The following is a 19723-nucleotide window of genomic DNA, read 5'->3' as shown; positions in this document are numbered from 1 at the left end:
TCGCAGAGGTGGGGTTGGTGAGAAGTTTTAGTTGGCCGCATTTTCCGCGGCTTGCGCGGAGATGCTGCCCGGGCGGTGCTCGGAGGTCCAGCCCTCGGCGTTGCGCTGTGGTGCCACTGTCAAAGTCAGCGCGCCAGCCGGAACGTCCTTGCGGACAATAGCGCCGGCCCCCGTGAAGGCACCGTCCCCCACTGTCACTGGCGCCACGAAGACAGTGTTCGAGCCTGTCCGTACGCCCGATCCAATGACCGTGCGGTGCTTGTTCACGCCGTCGAAGTTGGCGGTGATATTGCCACAGCCGATGTTGGTATCTTCACCAATTTCGGCGTCGCCGGCGTACCCCAGGTGGCTCAACTTGGAGCCGCGGCCGATCGTTACGTTCTTGGTTTCGTAGAACGCGCCAATCTTGCCGTCTGCACCCAAAACGGTGCCCGGACGCAGATAGGTGAACGGGCCAACGTGCGCGCCTTCGCCGATGATGGCGCCGGTACCGTGGGTGCGCGTCACTTGCGCACCTTCGGCAATCTGCACATCCGTCAGTGTGGAATCGGGACCAACGACGGCGTCACGCGCCACTGTCGTAGTGCCGTGCAGTTGGGTGCCGGGCAAGATGGTGACGTCTTCGGCCAGTTTCACCGTGGAGTCGATCCAGGTGGTGGCGGGGTCGATGATGCTCACACCAGCGCGCATCCAACCTTCAACGATGCGGCGGTTGTGTTCGGTGCCGAGCGCTGCCAGCTGGACGCGATCGTTGGCGCCTTCAACCTGCCAGCGGTCGGACGTGGAGACTGCGGCGACCCGGCCGCCGTCGTTCCTGGCCAGGGAAAGAACATCGGTGAGGTACATCTCGCCCTGGTTATTATCCGTGGTGACGCTCTGCAGAGCGGTGCGCAAGACGGCGGCGTCGAAGGCGTAGATGCCGGAGTTGATCTCACGGATGGCGCGCTCTTCGTCGGTGGCATCCTTGTGCTCGCGGATCCCCAGCACGGTGCCATCGCTGGCGTCGCGCAGGATGCGGCCATACCCGGCTGCGTCATCAAGGACGGCGGTCAGGACGGTGACGGCGTTGGAATCGGCGTTGTGAGTAGCGACCAGTTCAGCCAGCAGCTCGGTGGTCAGCAGCGGAACGTCGCCGTACGTGACAACCACGGTGCCCTCAAGAAGGCCCTGGGAATCGAGTGCCTCAAGTGCCTGCTGGACGGCGCGGCCGGTGCCTGGGACGTCATCTTGATCGACAAGGTCCGCGGTGTTATCCAGCGCTTCGATGTGGGCTGCGACGAGATCGCGCTCGTGCCGCACCACCACCGCCAGCTTCGCCGGATTGAGCCCCTTGGCCGCCGCAAGTGCGTGGCCCACCATGGAAATACCACCGATGGTGTGAAGAATTTTGGGGGTTCGTGACTTCATTCGAGTTCCAGCGCCTGCAGCGAGGACTATGACAGCCGCTGGATTGTTGCTGGTGATGTCTTGGGGGCTCACTAAGTGGCGCTCCTGCCCGGACCCTAGTCCGATGTCAAACGTACGCAATGGGAAACAACTCCATGGTACCTGCTCATGGAACCTGCCCGGCCGTCAGGACTGACCGTTTGGAAGGTGGTTCCGCCCACAGGATTCGAACCTGTACTCCACAGCTCCAAAGGCTGGGGTGCTGCCGTTACACCAGAGCGGACCATGAGCGACCTGCTCCCGCTGGAAGCTCACGAGAATACAGTGTGCCACGGCCATGGCATGTTGCGCGAGTTGAGAGGCGTGACACGGCGCTAATTTGCGTTGCGAGGTGTCAAAGCTCACACTGTGGCACTTGGTATTTCACTTCGCAGCGATCATCGCCATGGCCTGTTTTATCCAGCTGAGCATGAGTTCTGGCTGGTACATCACTACTGCTGCTGGAATTCTCAATCGCCATATCCCTTCAAGGACGTACATGGTGTCCTTGCGCAGATCCTCTTTCCATTGCTTGGAATCATTGTGATATTTTTCGCCATCCGTCTCGATCCCCAGAACACCATCGACCAACAGGTCCAGATGACCGGCTCCGCGGATAAAAGCCTGTCCTTGGACGTTGTAGCCCGCCCTCGTCAAGTGATAACGCCCGCACGTTTCAGCGATGGACATGGACTGCGGATCAATCATCGCCACAATGGCACGCCCTGCGGAATCTTGCCGGCGCACAAACTCGCGGCGTAGCTCAGCGACGGTGCACTTCTTCTTAACAACCGCTGATTCGAGTACCACGAGCGCTTCCAACTCGCTTCCACACTGCACGCACTGGCGCAGCACGTCCATAAGAGTTATGCGGCCTTTGGCCCGGTGGACCACGCAGCCGGGAATCTGGTTCCCATGGGCTGCCGCGACATGAATTTGTGAAGGCTCCGTCAATAGCCAAAGCCCTAGATCGGCAACTTTGCTTAAGCATGTGCGTCTGGATTGGTGTTGAGCCAGCCAGACATCTACTGGCGCGGCGCTCGGCAATGCATAGTAGCCGGGTGCGACCTTGCTAATGAGCTCCGCGGTTTGCCCCTGTGCCAGATCCCAACTGGTGAAACCCACCGCCACTAGATCCTTGCGCCGCGCGACACCGCTGCGGGCTACCATGGCGCGCTCGAGTGCCCTGTTACGTGTATCCCTTGACTGGTCCATGAATCAAGGGTGGGCCAAAAATATCGATGGCGGCAGCCCCGTCGTCGTATTTGGGGACGGAGATGGAGGGCCAGAAGGTTGTGGAGGACTCAAATGGCTGCACCCTGTACGCATACGCACCACTCGGCGCCACTTGTGCGTATGTGTTCATTGCGGCTTCATTGTTCCGTACTCATACGCACCACTGGGTGCCACTTGTGCGTAGAGGTGTCTAGACGCGTCAGTAACAACGAGTGGTGCGTATGAGTGAAGGCTCGGAGCGCCGGCCGCCGAGGTGTGGCAGGGCGGGGCGGGCGAGGTGTGGCTGAGCGGGGCGGGCGAGGTGGGGTGAGGCAAGCTAGCAAGCCAAGCCACGCCCCAACCCAGCACGCCCGAACCCAGAAGCGCTTACTCGAGGACCTCGGAAGCTTGCAGCCACTCCAGTTCCAGGCCTTCGCGCTCAGTGGAGAGCTTGGCCAGCTTGGTCTGCAGCTCACCGAGGACGTCGTAGTTGCCCACGGCCGCGGCCATCTGTTCGTGGATCTTGGCATTGGCAGCAGTGTTCTTGCCGAGCTGGCGCTCCAAACGGTTTAGCACCTTGCGAGCATCGCGCTTCTGGCCCTCGGTGGGACCGGACGGGGCAGCAACGGCAGCAGGGGATGAGGAGGAAGGCGACAGACCCGCGTTTTCGCGCAGTTCCAGGTACTCATCAACGCCCCGGACCAGGCCGCGGATCTTGCCGTCGCCCAGCAATGCCATCTGGTGATCGGTGACGCGTTCCAGCAAGTAGCGATCGTGCGAGACCACCACGAGCGTGCCCGGCCAGCCGTCGAGGACATCCTCAACAGCGGCCAAGGTGTCAGTATCCAAATCATTGGTGGGCTCATCGAGCATGAGCACGTTGGGTTCGCCCACCAGCAGACGCAGCAGCTGCAGCCGGCGGCGCTCTCCACCGGAGAGGTCCTTCACCATGGTCCACTGCTTTTCCTTGGTGAACCCGAGCTGCTCCACGAGCTGGCCGGCACTCATTTCCTTGCCAGCCACTTCAAAGGAGCGCTTCTCCCGCTCAATGACCTCCACGACGCGCATGGAAAGAACGTCATCGAGTTCGTCCACTTCCTGCGTCAGCACGGCGGTTTTGACCGTTGAGCCGGTCTTCATCTTCCCGGACGACGGCGTGACCTCACCGTTGAGCAGTCGCAGCAAGGTGGTCTTGCCGGCGCCATTGACACCGACCAGTCCCAGCCGCTCCCCCGGCGCCAGGCGCAGGGTGATGTTGTTAAACAAGTTCTTGGCGGAATCGCCCTCGCCCAGCGTCAGCGAGACGTTTTCCAGATCGATGACGTCCTTGCCTAGACGAGCGGTGGCCATCTTGGACAGGGCCACGGAGTCGCGCGGCTCGGGAACGTCCGCGATCAGCTCATTGGCAGCCTCAATACGGAACTTGGGCTTAGCCGTACGGGCCGGTGCACCGCGACGCAGCCAGGCCAGCTCCTTCTTGACCAGCTGCGCACGCTTGGATTCCATGACCGAGGCAGCTCGGTCGCGTTCCGCGCGGGCCAAAACATAGGCGGCGTATCCGCCGTCGAACGGGTCCACGATGCCGTCATGGACTTCCCAGGTACGGGTGCACACTTCATCTAGGAACCAGCGATCGTGGGTGACTACCACGAAGGCGCCTTCGTTGGCACGCCAGCGCGCCTTGAGGTGCTTGGCGAGCCAGGCCACGCCTTCCACATCGAGGTGGTTGGTGGGCTCATCGAGCATGATGACATCGTCATCGCCAATGAGCAGCTTGGCCAGCGCCACGCGGCGCTTCTGGCCACCGGAGAGCGTGTGGATGTTGGCGTGCCAATCCACCTCGCCCACCAGCGCGCCCATGATCTCGCGGATCTTGGGGTTGGAGGCCCACTCGTGATCGGCAGCCTCACCCACAATGGAGAAGCCAACGGTGTCATCGCCGTCGAGCACGTCCGTCTGGTCAAGGTAGCTGACCTGGACGCCGCCGCGCACGGTGACGCGGCCGGAATCGGCAGTTTGACGGCCAGCGAGCAAGCGCATCAGCGTGGACTTGCCATCGCCATTACGGCCGACAATGCCAATGCGGTCGCCCTCTTCCAAGCCGACGCTGACGCCGTCGAGCACGGTTCGGGTCGCGAAGGAGATGCTTAGATTCTCCCCGCCCAGCAAATGAGCCACGTGGTACCACTTTCTTTTACGGGTTTAGTTCAAACGTTAATGCTACAAAATGATGTGTGCGCCGTGCACGGGGCCCTCAACAGGCCACCCGGGATGCCCCATCTCGGCCAGCGCCGTGGCCAGCGACTGCGCATGCTGCGCGTCGGCGGCCAAAAATGCCAAGGTGGGCCCGGACCCGGAAACCAGCGCGGCCAGCGCCCCCAAATCCGTGCCCGCCGCCAATACTTCCGTCAGCGACGGAGCCAGATGCTCGGCTGCCGTTTGGAGGTCGTTGTGCAGCCACGGCGCCAGCGCCTGCGCGTCCCCGGCCCGCAGCGCCGTCAAGACTCCCGCCTCGACCTGCCCTGGTTCCGGCGCCACAACTCCGCCGGCCTGCCTCAATGTATCCAGCGTCCCATAAACCACAGGGGTGGACAGACCAAAGTCCGCCGGCACCAGCACCCAATGGAGCGGGGTGGGCGCGAGTGCTGCTGTGAGCTCATCGCCAATTCCAAGTCCGACGGCGGCGCCCCCCATGAGCGCGAACGGCACGTCCGCGCCGAGTGCTGACCCTAGTTGGGCCAACTCTTCGCGGGAAAGTCCGGTGTGCCAGAGCGCATCGCAGGCCACGAGCGTGGCTGCGGCGTCGGCCGAACCCCCGCCCATACCGCCAGCAATGGGCACGTGTTTGGTGATTTCCAGGTGGACGCCACTGGGGTTTTTGGCGATGTCGGCCATGAGCAGCGCCGCCTTGACCACGAGATTTTTTCCGTCCAAGGGAATGCTTGCCAACTGCTCCGGTGACAGGGAACTGTCCGGATGGATGGAGACGGTGATGTCCGTGGGCAGGGTGTCGGGACGGGCGGTGGCGGTTACTTCCTCATACAGGGAGACTGCCAAATAGGTGCTGGCAACGGCGTGATAACCGTCCTTGCGCAGCGGCCCTACTTGGAAAAAGGCGTTGATCTTGCCCGGGGCGCGTACCTTGACTCGGCGCGCGGCGGGGTCCCAGAGACCTGCCTCGTTCATGATGCTCATGGACTAGGAGGTCAGCTTTGCTTCGGCGATGCGGGCGTAAGCAGCCACATCAATGACTTCGCCTCGGGCGCTGGGATCTACGCCGGCGCGGCGCAGGTAAGTCTCGGCTTCGGCGGCGCTACCAGCCCAACCGGCCAGTGCTGCGCGCAGGGTTTTGCGGCGTTGGGCAAAGGCTGCGTCGATGACAGCGAAAACTTCTTCGCGTGTTGCCGTGGTCACCGGTGGTTCGTGGCGGGTGAACGCCACCAGCCCGGAGGAAATTTTCGGTGCCGGCCAAAACACGTTCATGCCGATGACTCCGGCCTTGCGCATTTTGGAGTACCAGGCGCCCTTGACCGAGGGCACACCGTACGTCTTGGAACCGGGGCCGGCCACCATTCGATCGGCTACCTCGTCCTGGACCATGACCAGGCCATGTTGCAGGGAAGGGAAATGTTCCAGCAGGTGCAGCACCACAGGGACGGCCACGTTGTAGGGCAGATTCGCTACCAGTGCTGTGGGCTGGGCCGGGAGTTCCATGACGCGCATGGCGTCGGAGAGAACCACCTCAAGGTTGCCCGCCTTCTCAGGACGGTACGCAGCCACTGTGGACGGCAGCTTGGCCGCTAGAACGGGGTCAATCTCGACGGCCACAACGCGGGCGGCGACGTCGAGTAAGCCAAGGGTGAGCGATCCGAGTCCGGGACCCACTTCCAGGACCGTTTCGCCAGGGTCAACATTGGCTGCTGCCACAATACGGCGAATGGTGTTGCCGTCGATGACAAAGTTTTGTCCCAGCGTTTTAGTGGGGCGCACACCGATTTCTTCCGCCAGTCGGCGGATTTCGGTGGCGCCCAGCAGTGGCTGGGTGGCGGGGCTGGATTGCGGGGAGGTCACTAAATAATGGTAGCCGCTATTAACGCACACACTCCCCTGACAGTTCTAAAACCGTCAAGGGAGTGTGTGATGGTTGCCGCTTTATGGCTGGGTAGCTGATCATGAGTAGCTGCTACCGCACTGTACTAACAGGCGCTTCCGCACTGTACTAATAGCTGCTAGCCCGCCGCGTGAGCGCAGCCCCAAGGCTGCAGGCCACGCTGGGCGTAGACCCGGTTGGCAATATCAATCTGCTGGGCCTTGGTGGCAAGGCTTGCGTTCGGAGCGTAAGCCCCGCCGCCAGCACCGAGCCAAGTTTGGATATCAAACTGCAAGCCACCGTAGTAACCGTTGCCGGTGTTGATGGACCAGTTACCCGTTGCTTCACACTGAGCAATGGCGTTCCACATGGCCTCGTTGGACATGGACGGGGCGGCAGCGCCGGTGTTGGCACCAGCGGGCGTGTTGGTTCCAGCGGCAGCGGCTTTTTCGACCTTCTTCGGGGCGGGACGTTCCTTGCCACCGACGCTGACCTTGGCGGCAACGGGTTCCTTGGTCACCTTGGATCCGGTTTCGGTCCGGCTCACTTCAACACCATCGACAATGACAGTGCGGAACGTCTTCTCCAGCGTGCCGGCAACGCCAGCGGTGACGGTCTTCTTCTCATCCTTGAACATGGAATCATCAACGCTTTGCACGGTCTCGAATGGAACGTCGTGGGTTTCCTGAGCGGCTCCGGCGGTGTTCACACGGGTCACCTTGAGCACCATGTTCTCCGCTACGTCTGCCCCGGCTGGTGCGGAGAGCTGGTCAGTCTTGGCCAAGGTGACACCGGTTTCACGCAGGAAATCTGAAACCTTGTGGGCTGTGGTGGTCGTGACCGACTTCTTACCATCGGCCACCAGAGTGATCTGCTTGGGGGTGATGATGCTCAAGTCACTGGAGTTGGCGATCAAAGCGTCTGCTGGGAGGGAAACCCGCGCATTGGCGGCGATGCCCAATTGGCTGATCAAACCGCTAATCTTCGTGGAGGTGGTGGTGACAGTGCGTTCTGCCCCATCCAAGCTCACGGTAATATCCTTGGCCGTGTTGACGGTAATAACCGAACCGCTTTCAACAGTGGTGTCCAAAGCCGGTGAAACGTGGTCAGCGTCGGTTACGGAAACTTCCGCTTCCTGGAGGACGTCGCCGACGGACCCACCGTAGGCTTGAATTGAGCTGCTCTGGCCATCCAGCACCAAGGTGACTGTTTTGGTGGCCGTTATGAAGGCCATGAGCGCTACCACGAGCGCCATCAAGACTGCTGCCTGGCAGGCAAGCTTCAAATAGCTCAATTTGCCATTGACGGTGAAGAGAGAAGACACGAGTTCCCATAACTACTAGAGCACCCGGGCACGGAGAAGTACGGAGCAACTCTGGCTGAAATAGGCCGCAAAATTCTGCGGCGCACACTGCCAAAATTGTTCTTACGAACGGTGACTCTGGAGCAACTTCGAACGGTAGCTCCAGCAGCGTTTCACCCGTTGGCCTTCCCCGACCACGGCTAATAGTTACCCAGCGTAACCCAATCGTGACATTGCGGACAAGGTTTGATTCGACAAATGTGAGCTAAGCAACAGCTCTAATCGGTCCACGATCCGTACACCGACTCCGTATTTGTGCGCAACAGATGACCCATGGCGTCCACATCCAGCTCCATGAGTTGTGCCATGCTTTGCACCGTGTACGGCAGCATATAGCTGGCATTGGGGCGCCCCCTGAAGGGGTGAGGTGTCAAAAATGGTGCATCCGTCTCCACCAGCACCAGCGAGGGATCGGCCACTGCAAGGGCAGCACGAAGATTGTGCGCATTTTTAAACGTCACCGTGCCCGAAAACGACATGTACCACCCATTTTCGTTACAGATCTGTGCCAATTCGGCGTCGCCGGAGAAGCAGTGGAAAACCAGCCGCCCGGGCGCCCCCACCTCAGCCAACGTCTTCAGCACATCCACGTGCGCATCGCGGCAATGAATTTGCAGGGCCAGCTCCCGCGCCTTGGCAATGTCAAGGTGTTCACGGAAGGAATGGTGTTGGGCAGCCATCCCGTCCTCACCGGTCCTAAAGTAGTCCAGACCCGTTTCGCCAATAGCGCGAATTCTGGGGTGGGCAGCCATGGCATCAATTTCTACCAGCGCAGCGTCGAGGGTCCCGGCAGCGGCCAGCTCGGGGGCATCGTTGGGGTGAATAGCCACAGCACCTAGCAACCGCGGATCCGCATCAACGGCCTCAACTGTGAAGCGTGATGAGGGAAGGTCGCAACCCACCTGGACGGCACCGGCAACACCCACAGCCTCGGCGGCATCCAGCGCCGCAACCAGATCAACGGGAGAATCGCCAAAGTCGAAATGTGTGTGGTTGTCATACACCGGCACGGGCAGCGGCGCCGGAGCTGGCGCGAAGGCACCCGGGCGGGTGCCGGCGTCGTGCGTGTGCTCTTTTGAAGGGAGCTCTTCGGGGCGGTAGGGGCGGGGAACATCATTGGTGCACATGGTCTTTTACTTTACCGTCAGTTCTTTTGCCTCCGTGGTGGCCCCAATCGGTGGACAAGCTAGTAGCGTAGGACACAGGGATCTGCGCTGGTGCGTTGTGATTCCCTCAGGACAAGTACCCAATGGACAAGTACCGAACCGACCCGAGAGGTGGGGCATGGGCCCGCAGGAGACATTGCTGGCAGACACCGGAGCGGGAAACCCGGGCTCTGTACCCGTTCAGCCGAGCGTGCCCCCGAGCGTGGGAGCTAATTTAGGAGCTGGTGCGGTTCCGAACACGCCGAACACGCCGAACAACTCAATCAACGCCGCGGCCACGCCCATGGAGGCCACCCGGTTTGCCGTGTTGAGCCAGCAGATTATGGCTGTGATGAACACCGTGATCGATGGTAAGGAAGAACAAGTAAGGCTGGCGCTGACGGTGCTGCTGGCCGGCGGGCATCTGTTGTTGGAGGATGTGCCCGGCGTGGGTAAGACGCTGCTGGCGAAGTCGTTGGCGCGCACGGTGCACTGCACCGTCAATCGCATCCAATTCACCCCGGATCTGCTGCCCAGCGATATTACCGGCGTCTCCATCTTCAACCAGTCCACGCAGTCCTTTGAATTCCGTCCCGGAGCCATTTTCGCCAACATTGTCATTGGCGATGAGATTAACCGGGCGTCGGCAAAAACCCAATCGGCCCTCTTGGAGTCCATGGCCGAACACCAGGTTAGCGTGGACGGGCAGACCTATGCTTTGGCGGCACCCTTCATGGTGATCGCCACCCAAAATCCCATTGAAATGGAGGGCACGTATCCGCTGCCCGAGGCGCAGCGGGACCGTTTCATGGCCCGAATTTCTCTGGGTTACCCGGACACTGACGCCGAGTTGGCCATGCTGGAAACACACCAATCGGCGAACCCGCTGGACCAGGTGGAGAGTGTTGCCACAGCTGAACAGGTCACCGCCATGATCGCGACCGTTGCCGCGATCCATGTGGCCCCGGCCGTCCGCGCTTACACAGTGGCCTTGGGCCAGGCCACCCGCTCCAGCCCGGAACTGCTCCTGGGCGCCAGCCCGCGAGCGCTGTTGCAACTGTTGCGTGCCGCGAAAGCCACTGCGGCCTTATCGGGGCGCGGCTTTGTACTGCCCGATGATATTCGTGCGCTGGCCGCACCCGTTTTGGGCCACCGCCTACTGGTGGAGCGTGGGGCTGCCAGCCGCGGCGCCACGGCCGCCAGTGTCATTGCCGATTTACTGGCCACGGTGCCGGTTCCTGGACAGCCAGATGGGCGCGCCGTGAAGGACGCCCGGTTCAAGTAGGGCTCTGACGTGGTGCCTTTCGCTCCCTTTACACTGCGTGGGTGGCTGCTTCTTGGCGCCGGTGCGCTGGCCCTGTTGCTGGCGATCGTGCTGGGCCGGCGCGATCTGCTGACACTGGCCATCTTCTGTTTGGCGCTGCCAGCTGTGGCCTGTGCCGGGCTGTTCTGGTTCAAGCCGGGCATTACCCTCAAGCGCTACCTCTCCCCCTCCCTAGCCCGGGCCGGCAGCAGCGTGTCCGTGGTTCTGGACGTGCGCGGCCACGCCCCCGGCGCCTCGCGGGCCCGGATCGTGGAAGAACTGCCGTACAGTTTCCACGACTCCCCCACCTTCGAATTCCCCAACCCCACCGTGCCGCGAGGCCTGCTCAGCCGCTACCACTACCAGGTGGTCCCGACCCGCCGCGGTGTGTTCACCGTAGGCCCGCTGCGGGCCCAGTTCTCCGATCCCTTCGGTGTTGCCTTCTTGCAGCGAAAAGTGGACGACGGCGGAGAGCTCACCGTAGCGCCGGCAGCCGTGGATCTGGCACCCATCTCACTCTCCGATGGAAGGGGCCAGGACGGCTCCCGCACCACCAAGGAACTGGCCCACGCCAGTCACGACGATGCCATGACACGCGAATACCGCCCTGGGGACCCGCTGCGCCGGGTGCACTGGCCCGTCACTGCCAGACAAGGCAAGCTCATGGTGCGAGCCGAAGAATCGGTCACCGCACCCGAGGCCGCCATGATTCTGGACCTGCGCCCGGATGCCTATGGCACCCTCCAACGCCCCCTTTCAGCAACCAACAGGAGGGGCGCCGCCGGCATTTCCGTGGCGGGGCTATCAGGTGCCGGAATGTCTGGGCGGAGTTCCTCAGGTTCAGGTTCCTCCGGTTCGGGTTTCTCCGGTTCGGGTTTTTCCGGTTCCCATCTGCGAACCACCGCAGTCTTCGAGACGGCGGTCAAGGCGGTGGTCTCCATCACCGGTCATCTCCTGGAACGTGGCTATTTGTTGCGGGTTCTGGATCAGGAGGGCAACCCGGGTTTCGCCTCCTCCGCCTCGGCCATCGCACCTGAGGTGGAAGACTTCAGTGGCAGCCAAGGCGTGTTTGACGTCGCTGCCGCATTGGCTGCACTGGAACTCTCCGGGGAGGCAACGCCAACTCCGGCAACTGCCGCGAGGTTCGCATCCGCACCGCGAGCAGCTATTGAAGCATCCCCGTTCGGCCATGAACTTGCCCATAAACTCCACCATGGGCGGCGCCGCGGACCACTCGTGGCCGTGACAGGCTCACTCACCGACCTTCAGGCCCGGCAGCTTGCTGACATCGCGGAATCTACGCAGAGCGCCTACGCGTTACTGCTCTGTCACGATCCCGCTGAGGTAGTCGACGCTCTAGAAATCTTGCGCGCAGCCGGATGGCGCGCAGCGGCCTTGACACCGGCAGACTCCCTTGAAGAGGTCTGGTTGCAACTGGACCGCAGTAATGCCATGAGGCTGGCACCATGACCCTTCACCACGATCCTCAACAACCCAGCCCCCATCAGAGCAAGCTAAGCCAGCCCAGCCCCCATCAGTCGGCCGCGGATCGCAAGAGCAAAGGCGCACCCCGCACGGCACCTCAAACAACTGCGCCTCAAACAACTGCGCCTCAAACAAAGGCACCCCGCACAAGAGATCCCCGCACGGGACCGGCCCGCTGGATGCTAGCGCTGGCCATCTTTGTCGCGGTCATGGGTTCTTCGCTGGCGTTAAAGGGAGTGCTGGCAGACTTCTCTTGGTTCCCCCGTGCCGCCGTGGTGGTTGCTGCAACGCTGGTGTTTCCTGCCCTCTTGCGCCGGAAACAGGGACTGAGCCCCTTTGCGCCGCTGGGCGCCCTAGCGGGTTGGCTACTGGGCCTGACCATGGTCTTTTTCCCGACCACGGCGATCCTCGGCATCATCCCCACGGCCGAAACTCTCGCGTCCGCGCAACTCATGGTTTCCGAAGCCTCCACCGTCATCATGAACACCCTGACGCCGGCTCCTTCGGTGCCTCCAATGTACTTTTTGATCGCCGCGGGTTTGGGATTCCTGGCTCTCTTGCTACACACCTTGGCCGTCACGGTGGCCATGCCGGCGGCCAGTTCACTGGGATTCGTCCTTGTCATGCTGCCCTCGGCACTTATGACAACTTCCGGGCTGGGCTTCTGGGGGTTCGTGGGCCCGGCGGCGGGTTTCCTGTTGGTTCTTGGCTGCTGCCGGTGGTACGCGCCGGAGGGCAAACTACGGACAGTCATCACCCCATTCCCCAGCGGCATCTTGCCGCGAGCGCTCACCATGGGAGCGGCGGTGGTCCTGCTGATGGCGATGGTGCCAGCGGTACTGCCCGGTTTCAATCAGGGCGCCTTTCCGCAGGGTACGCGGTTCAACGAACTAAATGGGCCCACCAGCCTGGACCCCATGATCTCCCTGGGCCAGAACTTGCGGGAGCAGTCGGCCCAGACGCATCTGACGTACTTAAGCAACACCTCCTCCGCCCAGTACATCCGAGTCAATACCTTGGAGGATTTCACCGGTAAGTCTTGGAAGCCCTCGCCGTTCCCCACTGAGCTGGATCCCGATCTGGACAGCGTTGCCCCGGTGCCCGATGCCAGCCCCGCCCTTCCCCGGACTGAAACGCTGACGTGGATCACCCCGGCGGCGCTTCGCAGCGAGTGGTTGCCAGCCCCAGCCGGTGCGGTCAGCGTTGAGGACTTGGGTGGGCGATGGCGCTGGAACCCCACCACGGCCACCATCAAGGGGGCCGGTTCCACCATCGCCAACCAGTCCTATGTGGTGCGCAGCGAGGTGCCGCAGTTGAGCCCGGAACGGCTGGCACTGGCCACCGGCGCCCCCACCCCAGCCCTGGATCCGGTGTTCACTAACCTCCCTAACGACGTCCCGAAGCTGGTCACGGACACGGCCCAATCGGTGGCCGGGAATGCTGGCACCCCCTACGCCCAGGCCATGGCGCTGCAGACCTACTTGCGCTCATCGAACTTTGCCTACAGTCTCGATACCCCGGCCGAAGACGGGTATGACGGTTCCGGCATGGAAGTTCTGGAATCCTTCCTGACCAACAAGAGCGGCTATTGCGTGCATTTTTCCGCCGCCATGGCCGTCATGGCGCGCGAGCTGGACATCCCCTCCCGCATTGCGGTGGGCTATGCCCCCGGGGCGCTCACCACGGAAGTTCTCCAACGCGACGGGCTCTCCCTGTCCGGCTACCGGGCCACCGGGCGCGACGCCCATGCCTGGCCCGAACTGTACTTTGAGGGCCTGGGCTGGGTGCCGTTTGAACCCACTCCGGGGCGCGGCTCGGTGCCCGATTACGCGCAGGAGGAAACCACTGCGGCGCCTGCTGCCAGTGCCCCGGCTGCTGAACCCACCGAGACTACCCCCACCCCTACCCTCACGGCGGCCCCAACTACCGCTGCGTCCGCTCCCGGGACACCTGGTCAAGCCGCGGATTCCGCGCGCTGGCTCCCCTGGTTCAGTGTTGTGCTGCTGCTAGTGCTGCTGTTGTTGATTCCGTCCCTGGTCAGAAGTAACGTTCGACGCCGGCGCCTGACACTCCTGCGCACCCCCACCTCTGCTGCCGCTACTGTCAGTACAGCAAGTACAGCAAGTACAGCAAGTACAGCAAGTACAGAAAGTACCGCAGGTGCCATCAGCGAAGCTCTGCCTGTGCTGGCTTGGCGCGAATTGATGGACACTGCCACCGATTTTGGTTACAGGAACGATCCGGCCAGGACCCCGGCACTGCATGCGCAGGAGCTCACCGCCATGCTGGGCCCCACAACGCCAGCTGGTCTGGCGCTACTACGGCAGGCCTACGAGGAAGATGCCTACGGAGCAGGAGCCACAGCAGCCCCGCAAGAGGAATCCGTAGCTGGGCGCGACGATCTTGCAGACGCGGTGGAAACCCTCACAGCTCGTCTCCAGACTCAAGCCACACTGTGGGGACGGATTCGCGCGAGGTGGATTCCGGCGTCGTTCTTCAGGCGTTGGGGCAAGTGAGCACAAAGAATAGGCCCCTAGAAACAGTGAAAAATCACTGTTGCCAGGGGCCTACTCATGTGACTCAGAGGGTGTTGGGATTCGGGAAGCCGATGTACTGCGTGTAGAGGTATTCCTCGATGCCTTCCACGCTGCCTTCGCGGCCCAGGCCGGACTGCTTGACGCCGCCGAAGGGTGCGGCTGCGTTGGAGATGACGCCCGCGTTGAGGCCCATCATGCCGGTCTCGATGCGGTTGGCCATGCGCAGGCCGCGGTTGTGGTCGCGGGTGAAGACGTAGGCGACCAGGCCGTATTCGGTGGCATTGGCAAGGGCCACTGCTTCGTCCTCATTTTTGAAGGTGACGATGGGGGCAACGGGGCCGAAGATTTCCTCGGTGAGGATGCGCGAGCCAGGCTCCACGCCCTGCAAGACCGTGGGCTGGTAGAAGTAGCCCGGGCCCTCGGCAGGGGCGCCGCCGGTGATGGCGCGAGCGCCGCTAGCCACGGCGTCGCTGACTAGGGAGTGGACCTTGTCGCGGCTCTTGGCATCGATCAACGGGCCCACCTTGGTGGCGGGATCGGTGCCCCGGCCCGTGGTCATTTCACCCATGCGGGCGGCGAAGCGGGTGGCGAATTCATCGGCCACGGATTCGTGGACCAGGAAGCGGTTGGCGGCGGTGCAAGCCTCGCCCATGTTGCGAAGCTTGGCGGCCATGGCGCCTTCTACGGCAGCGTCCAGATCGGCGTCCTCGAACACCAGGAACGGGGCGTTGCCACCCAATTCCATGGAGGTGCGCAGGACGTTGGTTGCGGCGTCCACCAGCAGTCGCTTGCCTACGGGGGTGGAGCCTGTAAAGGAGAGTTTGCGTAGACGCGAGTCCTGGATGATCGGACCGGTCACGCCGCCGGCGTCGGTGGTGGCGATGACGTTCAGGACTCCGGCGGGCAGGCCAGCGTCCATCATGACCTGGGCGAAGAGCTGGCTGGTCAGCGGCGTCAGGTTGGCGGGCTTGAGCACCATGGTGCAACCAGCGGCAATGGCGGGGGCGATCTTGCGCGTGGCCATGGCAAGGGGGAAATTCCATGGGGTGATCAGCAGGCAGGGACCCACGGGCTTCTTCTGCACCAGGATTTGCGCGGTGCCCTCGGGGTTGGTGGAGTAGCGGCCAAAGGAGCGGGTGGCTTCTTCGGAGAACCAGCGCAAGAACTCTGCACCGTACTTCACTTCGCCGTGGGCTTCGGCCAGCGGCTTGCCCATTTCCAGGGTCATGAGCAGGGCAAAATCGTCGGCTCGGGCGGTGACCGTGTCAAAGCCGCGGCGCAGAATTTCGGCACGTTCGCGAGCAGGGGTAGCGGCCCACTCTTCTTGCACGGCCACAGCGGCGTCCAGGGCTGCGGCACCATCTTCGGCGCCGGCGTCGGCCAGTGTTAGTAGAACTTCTCCGGTGGAGGGGTCCTCCACGTTGAAGGTGTTGCCCGAGGTTGCGGGCCGCCATTCACCGTTGATCAGCAATCCGGTGGGGACGCTTGCCAGCAAGGCGCGTTCGCGTTCGGCCTGATCGGCGCTGATCGGGACGGCGCTGGTGTGGGGCGCGGCTGGGCTCACGGTCATGGTGACTCCTTTGTCTGGAGCCCCCGCTTAGTCGGTGCGGGATGCCGGAGATGGCATCCATGGTTCGCAGCGGCGGTGCGGGGGCGGTGCGGCGGGAAGAGTGTTCTAGTTCACGGTAGTTCTCGCCGAACACAGGTGTCTAGGCATGCCCGCACTGCCACCTAAGGAATTCACTGTGCAGTTGCACAGCGGACGTGCCCCTCACGGAGTAGCTCGGTGCGCCGCGCAGCGACTGGCAACGCGGGGACTAGCCCCTCGCGGCCAGCACGGCACTGTATAGCTCTCGCTTGCTGACGTGCACGTCGTGCGAAATCACGGCAACAGCTTCTTTGAGCCGCATGCCCTTGCCAATGAGATCGTTGACAGCCGCCACGTGGTCCTCCACCGTGCCCAGATCGCCCTCCGGCGCGCCGCCTACAACGATGGCAATCTCACCACGAATTTGGCTCTGCTCCGCCCATTCCAGCAATCCGGACAGCGGCCTGCGAATCACTTCTTCATACGTTTTGGTCAGTTCCCGGCAGACGGCACCTGGACGCGACGGGCCAAAGGCTGTGTGCAGGGCCCGCAGCATGGCTTCGAGCCGGTGCGGTGCCTCGAAGAAGACCATGGTGCGTTTTTCCAGCGCCAGCTCGTGGAGCCGAGAGGCCCGCTCCCCCGATTTCCGTGGCAAGAACCCTTCAAAACAGAACCTGTCCGTGGGCAGCCCGGACAGCGCCAGGGCTGTCAGAACAGCAGAAGGTCCAGGCGCGGAGGTCACCTTCACGCCTGCTGCAACGGCGGCGCCCACCAACCGGAAACCGGGATCGGACACGGACGGCATGCCAGCGTCTGTGACCATGAGCAGCGTTTTTCCGCCTTGCACCTGGGCCAGCAGCTCTGGAGTCTTCGCAGCTTCATTGTGTTCGTGATAGCTGACAATCTGTCCACCGACTTTCACACCCAGACTGGTCACAAGCCGGTGCAGGCGGCGAGTGTCCTCGGCGGCAACAATGTCCGCAGATCCCAGCCAAGCGATGAGCCGAGCAGAGGCATCACCCATATTGCCAATAGGCGTTGCCGCCAAAATAATGTAGCCCTCACCCGGCGCCGCAACAGGGGCGAGGCTGGAATCGAGAGTTTCTTCGGCTACCTCCGGTTCGGACACGTCCGAGTCGTCGTGTGCGGGTGCGGGATTTGTGCCAAAGTCATCTTCCATTACTCCAGCGTAGTGCGCCGCGGCCTCAGGGCCCACTTGGGTAGCATTGACCCCGTGCAACCCCAAGCTATGGATACCGCTGCGGCGGCCCCGGAACCCACCGCCGCCGCTCAACCGTTAACGGACGGTACTGGCTCAGGCGCGTCCACCAGCAGACACTCCGCAGGCAAGCGGCCTGCCAGCACACAGCCTGTGCCCCGGCGGTGGGTGCTCGACCCTGCTGAGGCCTTCACCCGTTCCGCCCTGCGTTCTAGGCTCTTGGGCCTGCGTCACTCCTTCGGCACCACGCCGGTGAGCCTGCGGGTCTGGTTTTGGATGGCCCCAATCCTGACAGCCTTAGTCGGTGGACTGTTGCGCTTCCTGCGCTTGGGCCAGCCGCCGTCGTTGGTCTTTGACGAGACCTACTACGTCAAAGACGCCTACAGCTATCTGCAAAGCGGCTACGAACGCAATTGGGCCGACAAAGCCAACGACCTCTTTAATCAGGGCATCTTTACCAGCCTGGAAAACACTCCAGAATACGTAGTCCATCCACCTGTGGGCAAGTGGATGATCGCCTTCGGCATGTGGCTCTTTGGCCCGGAAAGTACCTTCGGTTGGCGTTTCTCCGCGGCTGTGGTGGGCACCCTCTCCATCTTCATACTGGCCCTGATCGCCCAGAAGATGTTCCGCTCCACCATTCTGGGCGCCGCCGCCGGCCTGCTCTTCGCCGTCGACGGTCACGCCATAGTCCAATCCCGCACCTCACTGCTGGATATCTTCGTGATGTTCTTCGCCTTGCTCGCCTTTGGCGCCCTGATCATGGACCGTGATGATGGACGACGCCGGCTGGCTGCGCGGCTCTCGGCCCTCGCCGGCCCGGGGGGCTTAGTCCCGAGCAAGGCGCTGATGTACGGTCCGTGGCTTGGTATCCGTTGGTGGCGGATCGCCGCCGGAGTAGCCCTCGGTCTGTGCATTGGCACCAAGTGGTCCGGACTGTTCTTTCTAGCAGCCTTCGGTTTGATGACCGTGCTGTGGGATATGAACGCCCGCCGCATCGCGGGTATCAGGTACTGGATTTCGGGGGCCGTGTGGAATGACGGCGTTCTAGCCTTTGTCAGCATGGTTCCTGTGGCAGCCGCAACCTACTTGGCCAGCTGGACCGGCTGGTTCCGTTCCACCGACGCTTACGACAGAAACTGGGCGGCAACTAACCCCTCAGGCACATGGGGCTGGATCCCGGACTCGCTGCGGTCGCTGTGGCACTACCATTTCACTGCCTACAACTTCCACACGGGGCTGGGCTCGGACCACCCCTATAAGGCCAACGCCTGGTCATGGCTGGTCATGGGACGGCCTACATCCTTCTACGTCCAAAATTATGAAAACGGCGACGGCGGCTGCACGGTTGAGAAGTGCACGGCGGCCGTTACCAGTGTGGGTAATCCACTCATTTGGTGGGTCGGAACCTTAGCCATCCTGTTCCTGATCGGTGTGTGGATTGCCAAGCGCGATTGGCGTGCCGGAGCCATTCTGGCGGGCTTCGCCGCTGGTTTCCTGCCGTGGCTCTTCTACCCGTCGCGCACCATCTTCTTCTTCTACGCCATTGCCTACGAGCCGTTCATGATCCTGGCCATTGTCATGGTGCTCGGGCTGGTTCTCGGCAAAGCGAGCGACCCTCCGTGGCGGCGGCAGCAAGGTGCCATCATCGTGGGAATCTTCCTAGTTCTGGTCGTCGCCGTCAGTGCCTTCTTCTACCCAATCTGGGCCGCGGAGATCATCCCGCAGGAATACTGGCGCCAACACATGTGGTTGCCGAGCTGGATCTAAGGAACCGGTAGTCGCTGGTCCCGGGCACCACAGCCCGGACTTCGCACCACAACAATTCTACGGAATATCTTCTCCGTAGTTTCTCTTCAGATTAATGAACGTACCGGTTTCCACCGAAGTCTACGGCGACCGCCGCCTGGACTACTATGTATATACTTCTTCGACATCGTCGAATTTTTAATACCAATGTGTTGATGAAAAAAGGAAAAACGTAGCATTCATTAGGATTGGCACTCTATTGCTGAGGCACAAAAGGTGGAATTCTGGCATCAAACCAACTGAAGAACTCGAGATCGTCGGCCATGAAAGCCGCTTTGTTCCTCGACTTCGACAATTTCTTCAGTGGGCTGATGTCAGCCGACCCCACCTCTGCGTTGGCCCTGGTTACGGACCCGTCACTGTGGCTCAATAAGCTAGTTACCAGTTACACAGATGGTGCTGATCGGAGATGGTTGGTATTACGGTGCTATATGAGGCTCTTCCGAATGCAGGGTGTAGTCAGGGTTGCTCAGTGATGAATCCGGGTGTGGAACTCGTTTCGGCATAGGTGAGGGCCTTGGTAGAGAATCAGATTGTCTAAGAT

The 19723-nt window shown here is 62.0% G+C and carries 14 protein-coding genes and 1 tRNA gene; 4 read left to right on the top strand and 11 right to left on the bottom strand.

Features of this window, described 5'->3' with window-relative positions; translation table 11 throughout:
- Window positions 1-27 precede the first annotated feature (27 nt).
- From glmU to ACX80D_RS13310, 9 genes are all read right to left on the bottom strand, one after another.
- On the bottom strand, window positions 28-1479 hold the full coding sequence (gene glmU, locus ACX80D_RS13350) for a bifunctional UDP-N-acetylglucosamine diphosphorylase/glucosamine-1-phosphate N-acetyltransferase GlmU (RefSeq protein WP_459323255.1): 1452 nt from the start codon (window positions 1477-1479) through the stop codon (window positions 28-30).
- 115 nt (window positions 1480-1594) lie between these two features.
- Window positions 1595-1669 (bottom strand) — tRNA-Gln (locus ACX80D_RS13345).
- A 140-nt stretch (window positions 1670-1809) separates the two neighbouring features.
- On the bottom strand, window positions 1810-2640 hold the full coding sequence (locus tag ACX80D_RS13340) for a hypothetical protein (protein ID WP_459323253.1): 831 nt from the start codon (window positions 2638-2640) through the stop codon (window positions 1810-1812).
- Window positions 2615-2791: a hypothetical protein gene (locus ACX80D_RS13335; RefSeq protein ID WP_459323251.1), complete on the bottom strand. Its 177-nt coding sequence runs from the start codon at window positions 2789-2791 to the stop codon at window positions 2615-2617. The genes ACX80D_RS13340 and ACX80D_RS13335 overlap by 26 nt, the downstream gene beginning before the upstream one ends.
- A gap of 236 nt (window positions 2792-3027) precedes the next feature.
- Window positions 3028-4818, bottom strand: a complete 1791-nt coding sequence (locus ACX80D_RS13330) for an ABC-F family ATP-binding cassette domain-containing protein (RefSeq protein ID WP_459323249.1) — start codon at window positions 4816-4818, stop codon at window positions 3028-3030.
- 42 nt (window positions 4819-4860) lie between these two features.
- Window positions 4861-5835, bottom strand: a complete 975-nt coding sequence (locus tag ACX80D_RS13325) for a 4-(cytidine 5'-diphospho)-2-C-methyl-D-erythritol kinase (RefSeq protein WP_459323247.1) — start codon at window positions 5833-5835, stop codon at window positions 4861-4863.
- A 3-nt stretch (window positions 5836-5838) separates the two neighbouring features.
- Window positions 5839-6711 carry a 16S rRNA (adenine(1518)-N(6)/adenine(1519)-N(6))-dimethyltransferase RsmA gene (gene rsmA, locus ACX80D_RS13320; protein WP_459323245.1) on the bottom strand — a complete coding sequence of 291 codons (873 nt, stop codon included), beginning with the start codon at window positions 6709-6711 and terminating at the stop codon, window positions 5839-5841.
- Window positions 6712-6869: 158 nt separating this feature from the next.
- Window positions 6870-8054: a transglycosylase family protein gene (locus ACX80D_RS13315; RefSeq protein ID WP_459323244.1), complete on the bottom strand. Its 1185-nt coding sequence runs from the start codon at window positions 8052-8054 to the stop codon at window positions 6870-6872.
- A gap of 257 nt (window positions 8055-8311) precedes the next feature.
- Window positions 8312-9220, bottom strand: coding sequence for a TatD family hydrolase (locus ACX80D_RS13310; RefSeq protein WP_459323242.1), 909 nt, complete (start codon window positions 9218-9220; stop codon window positions 8312-8314).
- A 157-nt stretch (window positions 9221-9377) separates the two neighbouring features.
- Between ACX80D_RS13310 and ACX80D_RS13305 the strand changes: the two genes are divergently transcribed.
- From ACX80D_RS13305 to ACX80D_RS13295, 3 genes are read left to right on the top strand one after another with little or no spacing between them, the layout of a single operon-like run.
- The gene (locus ACX80D_RS13305; protein ID WP_459323241.1) at window positions 9378-10523 is read left to right on the top strand and encodes an AAA family ATPase; all 1146 of its coding nucleotides are present in this window, start codon (window positions 9378-9380) and stop codon (window positions 10521-10523) included.
- Window positions 10524-10532: 9 nt separating this feature from the next.
- Window positions 10533-12011: a DUF58 domain-containing protein gene (locus ACX80D_RS13300; RefSeq protein ID WP_459323239.1), complete on the top strand. Its 1479-nt coding sequence runs from the start codon at window positions 10533-10535 to the stop codon at window positions 12009-12011.
- Window positions 12008-14542 (top strand): transglutaminase family protein, encoded by a 2535-nt coding sequence (locus ACX80D_RS13295; protein ID WP_459323238.1) that lies wholly within the window; start codon window positions 12008-12010, stop codon window positions 14540-14542. The genes ACX80D_RS13300 and ACX80D_RS13295 overlap by 4 nt, the downstream gene beginning before the upstream one ends.
- Window positions 14543-14606: 64 nt before the next feature.
- On the opposite strand, the gene ACX80D_RS13290 is transcribed toward ACX80D_RS13295, so the two are convergent.
- Both ACX80D_RS13290 and rsmI read right to left on the bottom strand, forming a co-directional pair.
- Window positions 14607-16133, bottom strand: a complete 1527-nt coding sequence (locus ACX80D_RS13290) for an NAD-dependent succinate-semialdehyde dehydrogenase (RefSeq protein WP_459323236.1) — start codon at window positions 16131-16133, stop codon at window positions 14607-14609.
- Window positions 16134-16380: 247 nt separating this feature from the next.
- Entirely contained in the window at window positions 16381-17331 is a 951-nt protein-coding gene (gene rsmI, locus ACX80D_RS13285) for a 16S rRNA (cytidine(1402)-2'-O)-methyltransferase (RefSeq protein ID WP_459323234.1), read from the bottom strand.
- A 69-nt stretch (window positions 17332-17400) separates the two neighbouring features.
- Here rsmI and ACX80D_RS13280 point away from each other — a divergent pair, with 69 nt between their 5' ends.
- Entirely contained in the window at window positions 17401-19140 is a 1740-nt protein-coding gene (locus ACX80D_RS13280) for a dolichyl-phosphate-mannose--protein mannosyltransferase (protein ID WP_459323318.1), read from the top strand.
- Window positions 19141-19723 lie beyond the last annotated feature (583 nt).

It is taken from the genome of Arthrobacter sp. Sr24 (assembly GCF_054511175.1).
This window is presented reverse-complemented; position numbering and strand designations above follow the sequence as displayed.